The following is a 4,565-nucleotide window of genomic DNA, read 5'->3' as shown; positions in this document are numbered from 1 at the left end:
ACCTGCCCTGGGCCATGATCTTTCCCCAGGCCAATGACGGCGGCATTGCCCGCCATCCTTCCCAGCTCTACCAGGCAGCGGGCGAAGGCCTGCTGCTTTTCATCATCCTGTGGCTCTATGCCCGCAAGCCACGCGCGACCGGGCAGATCTCCGGCGTCTTCATGATGGGCTATGGCGCGCTGCGCTTCGTGGCCGAATACTTCCGTGAGCCCGATGACTTCCTCGGCCTGCGCGCGCTGAGCTGGAGCCAGGGGCAGTGGCTGAGCCTGCCAATGGTCATCGTTGGTGCCGCCATCTTTGCCTGGGCCACCAAGCGCAATCAAAGGCCGGTCCAAGGTTGACATGAGACAGATCTTCTTCGACACCGAAACCACCGGCCTGGAGGCCGACAAGGGCGACCGCGTCATCGAGGTCGGCTGCGTCGAAATGGTCAACCGCCAGCTCACCGGCAACCACCTGCACCTCTACATCAACCCGGAGCGCGCCAGCCACGAGGACGCGCTGCGGGTGCACGGGCTGACCGAGGCCTTCCTGTCGGACAAGCCCAAGTTCGCCGAGATCGTCGACCAACTGCTGGCCTTCCTGGCCGGCGCCGAGCTGGTCATTCACAACGCGCCGTTTGACATCGGCTTCATCAATGCCGAGCTCAAGCGCCTGAAGCGCGGCGTGCTGACCGACCATGTGGGCGGCGTGCGCGACACGCTGCTGATGGCGCGCGACCTCTTTCCCGGCAAGGCCAATTCGCTGGACGCGTTGTGCCGCCGTCTCGAGGTCGACAACACCAAGCGCGTGCTGCACGGCGCGCTGCTGGACGCCGAACTGCTGGCCGACGTCTACATCCGCCTGACGCGTGGCCAGGACGCGCTGTTGATGGACGAGCATGGCGACAACGCCAGCGGCGACAGCCACGCCGCCATCGAGGCCGTGGACCTGTGCCGCTTCGTGCTGCCGGTGCTGCACGCCAGCGAAGCCGAGGCCGCGGCGCATGAGAAATTGCTTGCCGACCTCGACAAGGCCGCCGGTGGCGCCTGCAAGTGGCGAGTGCTGGAGCCCGCTCAACCCATGGCATAATCGCGGGCTTCGCGGAAGTCGAGATTCGCTTTCGGGGCGGTTAGCTCAGGGGTAGAGCACCACATTCACACTGTGGGGGTCGCAGGTTCGAAACCTGCACCGCCCACCAATCCGAATCGTCAGACCCGGCCTTGAGCCGGGTTTGTCGTTTGTGCGATGCGCGGCTTGTGACTCATGGCTTGGGAGTCAGCGTTTGAACGGCCGCTGATACGTACACCAGCGGTGCGTTCCAGTTGATCGCGATCTCGTTGGTGGTGTAGCTGCACAAGGCGTCGAGGTAGGCCTTGGCCGGCACCTTGGAAGGATAGGCGCCGGGGCAATCGTCGCCCGAGCCGGGGTTCGGGCCGCCGACGATCATGCCGGGTACCGGCGGCTGTCGCGGCATCGCGCCAGACGGACGGTGGTGCGGATGCAGCGGCGAGCGCGTTCCGAAGCCGGTCACCATGGCATATCCGCTGGGGTGCCGCCCGAGGACAAAGTCAAGCGCCGACTGTGCGGCGTCAAGCATGCGGCGGTCACTGTCGAGGCGGTATCCCTGAATGAGCATCAAGGCCTGGTTCAGGGCCACGGCATTGCTGCCCCAGATGAAGTCCTCGGTCTGCATGGCCAGGCGATAGGGCGATCGATCCCAACGCTCGGCGAGCGCGGTGGCCAAGGACCTGATCTGGCCCTCGATGAGCCTGCGGTCCGCTACCGGGGTCAATCGGTCGCGATGCTGGGCGAGGCTTACCCATGCCAGCGCCCCGACGCTGCTCCAGCCCGGAATCTCGATGCGCGGCACGGCTTGCTTGAACGCGTGCCAGTAGCCGTCCTCGCGTGTGCTGATGTAGAGCTCTGCGGCGGCCCAGGCAAGTTCGTCAGCCAGTTGGTTGTCGTCATAACCGCCGGTGTGGATATCGGCCGGCTGGCGGTAGATGACGTCGGGATGCGCTTTGGCCCAGTCCCAGGCACGCTTGGAGGCGGTCATCATGCGTGCCGACAACCCCGGGCGCTGCGCCTCGAACGCCGCGAATACGCGGCTGGCCTGTGCCATGACGGCGGCGAAGTCGAGTGTGGCCGCTGTCGCCTTCATCACGACATAGCGGTCGTGCCGGGCCTCATGGGGCATCACGATGCCGTCAAAGCCTTTGTCGGTGAGCTTGTGATAGACGCCGCCATCGACCGGATCCTGCATGGATAGCATCCACTCCAGGTTCCACAGTGCTTCATCGAGAACGTCCGGCAGGCCGTTGCCGCTCTCGGGGATGGTCAGGCGCTGCGCATCGAAGAAGGCCGGGAAATGTTCATAGGCCGCCAGCAGCGTGTAGACGGTGATGCCGGAGTTGACGATGTACTTGTTGTAGTCGCCAGCGTCATACCAACCCTTTGGCGCTGAGAAGACGGTGCCCTCAGGCCGGCCAGGGCCAGCGGCTGACGCATGAACAAGCACGCGGTCGTCCGGATGACCTGCGGGCCTCGCCCAGACACCCGCGTGGACAGGATCGAGGGCGATGCTGGCGCGGTTGTAGTAGAAGAACTTGAGCGCGGCGGCATTGAGCGCCACATAGGCGTCTGCCGCGATGACGAAAGGAGCAGAAGGCGCAAGCCCTRCAACCTTCAGCCGGTATCGGCCGGGCTGACGCCAGGCAGAGAAGTCGGCCAGGTGCAGCACCTCCTGCGCCGCCTCCCAGCGTTGCGCGCTGCGCAGCGGGCCGCGCCAGACTTCTTGTCCAGTCACTGCGTCGACCAGCGCAAAGCTGCTGGCGGGCACGTCGCGCAGCACTGCCCATTTCGCGCTCTCGGGCAGATAGCCCACCTGGTTCAGCTGTATGGCCTGGGTGTCGATCTCAGCGGACTGTTGCTGCTGCGCGATGGGGCTAAGCGACGACGTGCTACAGCCGGCAAGACTCAGGATGCAGGCCAGGCAGAGCGCCAGCGGCGCGCGAAGGTTCACGTTCAAGGCAGGAATTCCCGTTCGATGTGGTCGGCGACGCCACGCCCGCCCGGAACGCGGCCATCGGAAATGCCGTGGGTGAGCGAGTGGCGCCGGTTCAGCGTACCCCTGGCTCGAGCACCACGCGACCCCACAGTCCCGAGGGCTGGCCCGGCGCGGCTTCGACCAGCACGGTCACCTGGCGGCGCGGCCCGCCCTGGGGCAGGGTCACGGCAAATTGTGCGGGCTCGACGGTGTTCTTCTCGCCCAGCTTGACGCCGTCCACCCAGACCTCGGCCTTGCCAGCGATGCTGCCGAAGACGAGTTGTGCGCGGCCGTCGTTGCGATCCGCACGCACCGGCACACTGCTGCGGTAGAGACGGAAGGCCKGTGGCTCCGCGCCGCGGCGCATCGGCGGCTCGTCCCAACCCCAGGAGTTCATGTCGGTCTCGGCCAGCACGACATTGGGGTCGGGTCGCGATGCATAGGACGGAGAGACGCGCCAGCTCAACAGCGGCGTCGTCGGCTCGGCCGTCGGCACGTTTGGCGGTGTGGCGGCTGGCTGCAGCGTCAGCGCGACTTCCGCGGCCTGCAGGCCCTCGGCGACGGCGCGCAGCTTCAGCTCACCGCGGCCATCGCGCCGGCCCTGCACGATGAGTTGGGCCAGGCCGTTGAACAGGCTGCGCTCGCTGGCCTTGTCGGGCTCGTGGGAGTTCGGGTCGCCGTTGCCGACGCCAATGATGCTCGCCTGGCCATCGATCTCGAAGCGCACGAGGGCGTTCGCCGTCGGCACTGGCCGCCCTTGGGCGTCGACGACGCTGACCGTCACCGGCATGGCATCCAGCCCGTCGCCAGCCAGCGTCTTGCGGTCCGGCGTCAGCACGAGGCGAGCGGGCGCTCCGCTGGTCTCGACAGCGTCGCGTGCGATCTCCTTGCCATCTCGCAGGGCCACGGCCTCGATGCGTCCCGGGGCATAGGCCACCTTGAAATGCGCCATTTCGTAGGGGTCGACATCCTGCTCGCCGACGGCCGTGCCGTTGAGCAGCAGCCGCACGCGCGGCGCATTGCTGGCGACCATGACGTGCACGGCCTGGCCTTCACGGCCGGCCCAGTTCCAGTGCGGCAMCAGCTTGACGACCGGGCGATCCTTGACCCACTGGGCCTGGTGGACCCAGAACGCCGTCTTGGCGAACCCGGCCAGGTCCATCGCGCCGAAGAAGGAGCCGACGCTGGGCCACTCGTACGGCGTGGGTTCGCCGCGGTAGTCGATGCCGGTCCAGATGAAGCTGCCGGCGATGAACGGCCGCTCGCCGATGGCGCGCCAGGCCTGGCGGTGCGTGTTGCCCCAGGACGAAGGCTCGTCGTCGTAGCTGCCGAACACCTGGCCGGCGCGGTCGCTGGCGAACTCGCCACGCGTCATGTAGGCCGCGGTGTCCTCGGTGCTCGTCATCGGGCGCTTCGGGTGCTTCTTGTGATACGGGTCGTAGGCGCTGATCTGGTAGTTCACGCCGACGACGTCGAGTGCATCCGCCGCGTTCAGGTCGGTAAACAGGCCGCCGTGCATGGCGCCGGTCACGGGCCG

4 protein-coding genes and 1 tRNA gene are annotated in these 4,565 nt (G+C 66.9%); 3 read left to right on the top strand and 2 right to left on the bottom strand.

What is annotated here, in order from left to right:
• From AC1DU6_RS20870 to AC1DU6_RS20860, 3 genes are all read left to right on the top strand, one after another.
• Window positions 1-341, top strand: a 341-nt coding sequence (locus tag AC1DU6_RS20870) for a prolipoprotein diacylglyceryl transferase (protein WP_477859297.1), incomplete at its 5' end; no start/stop codon positions are given.
• Between the two features lies 1 nt (window position 342).
• A complete protein-coding gene (gene dnaQ / locus AC1DU6_RS20865) occupies window positions 343-1,071 on the top strand; it encodes a DNA polymerase III subunit epsilon (RefSeq protein ID WP_457353146.1) in 729 nt (242 codons plus the stop codon).
• 34 nt (window positions 1,072-1,105) lie between these two features.
• Window positions 1,106-1,180, top strand: a tRNA-Val gene (locus AC1DU6_RS20860).
• Window positions 1,181-1,243: 63 nt separating this feature from the next.
• On the opposite strand, the gene AC1DU6_RS20855 is transcribed toward AC1DU6_RS20860, so the two are convergent.
• Window positions 1,244-3,004 (bottom strand): glycoside hydrolase family 9 protein, encoded by a 1,761-nt coding sequence (locus AC1DU6_RS20855; RefSeq protein ID WP_477859299.1) that lies wholly within the window; start codon window positions 3,002-3,004, stop codon window positions 1,244-1,246.
• 97 nt (window positions 3,005-3,101) lie between these two features.
• The coding region (locus AC1DU6_RS20850) for a DUF4982 domain-containing protein (RefSeq protein ID WP_477859295.1) at window positions 3,102-4,565 on the bottom strand (1,464 nt) is incomplete at its 5' end.

The sequence above is a fragment of the Roseateles sp. P5_B10 genome (assembly GCF_056400485.1).
The sequence above is the reverse complement of the archived record's forward strand: the minus strand, read 5'-3'. Positions and strand labels throughout refer to the sequence as shown.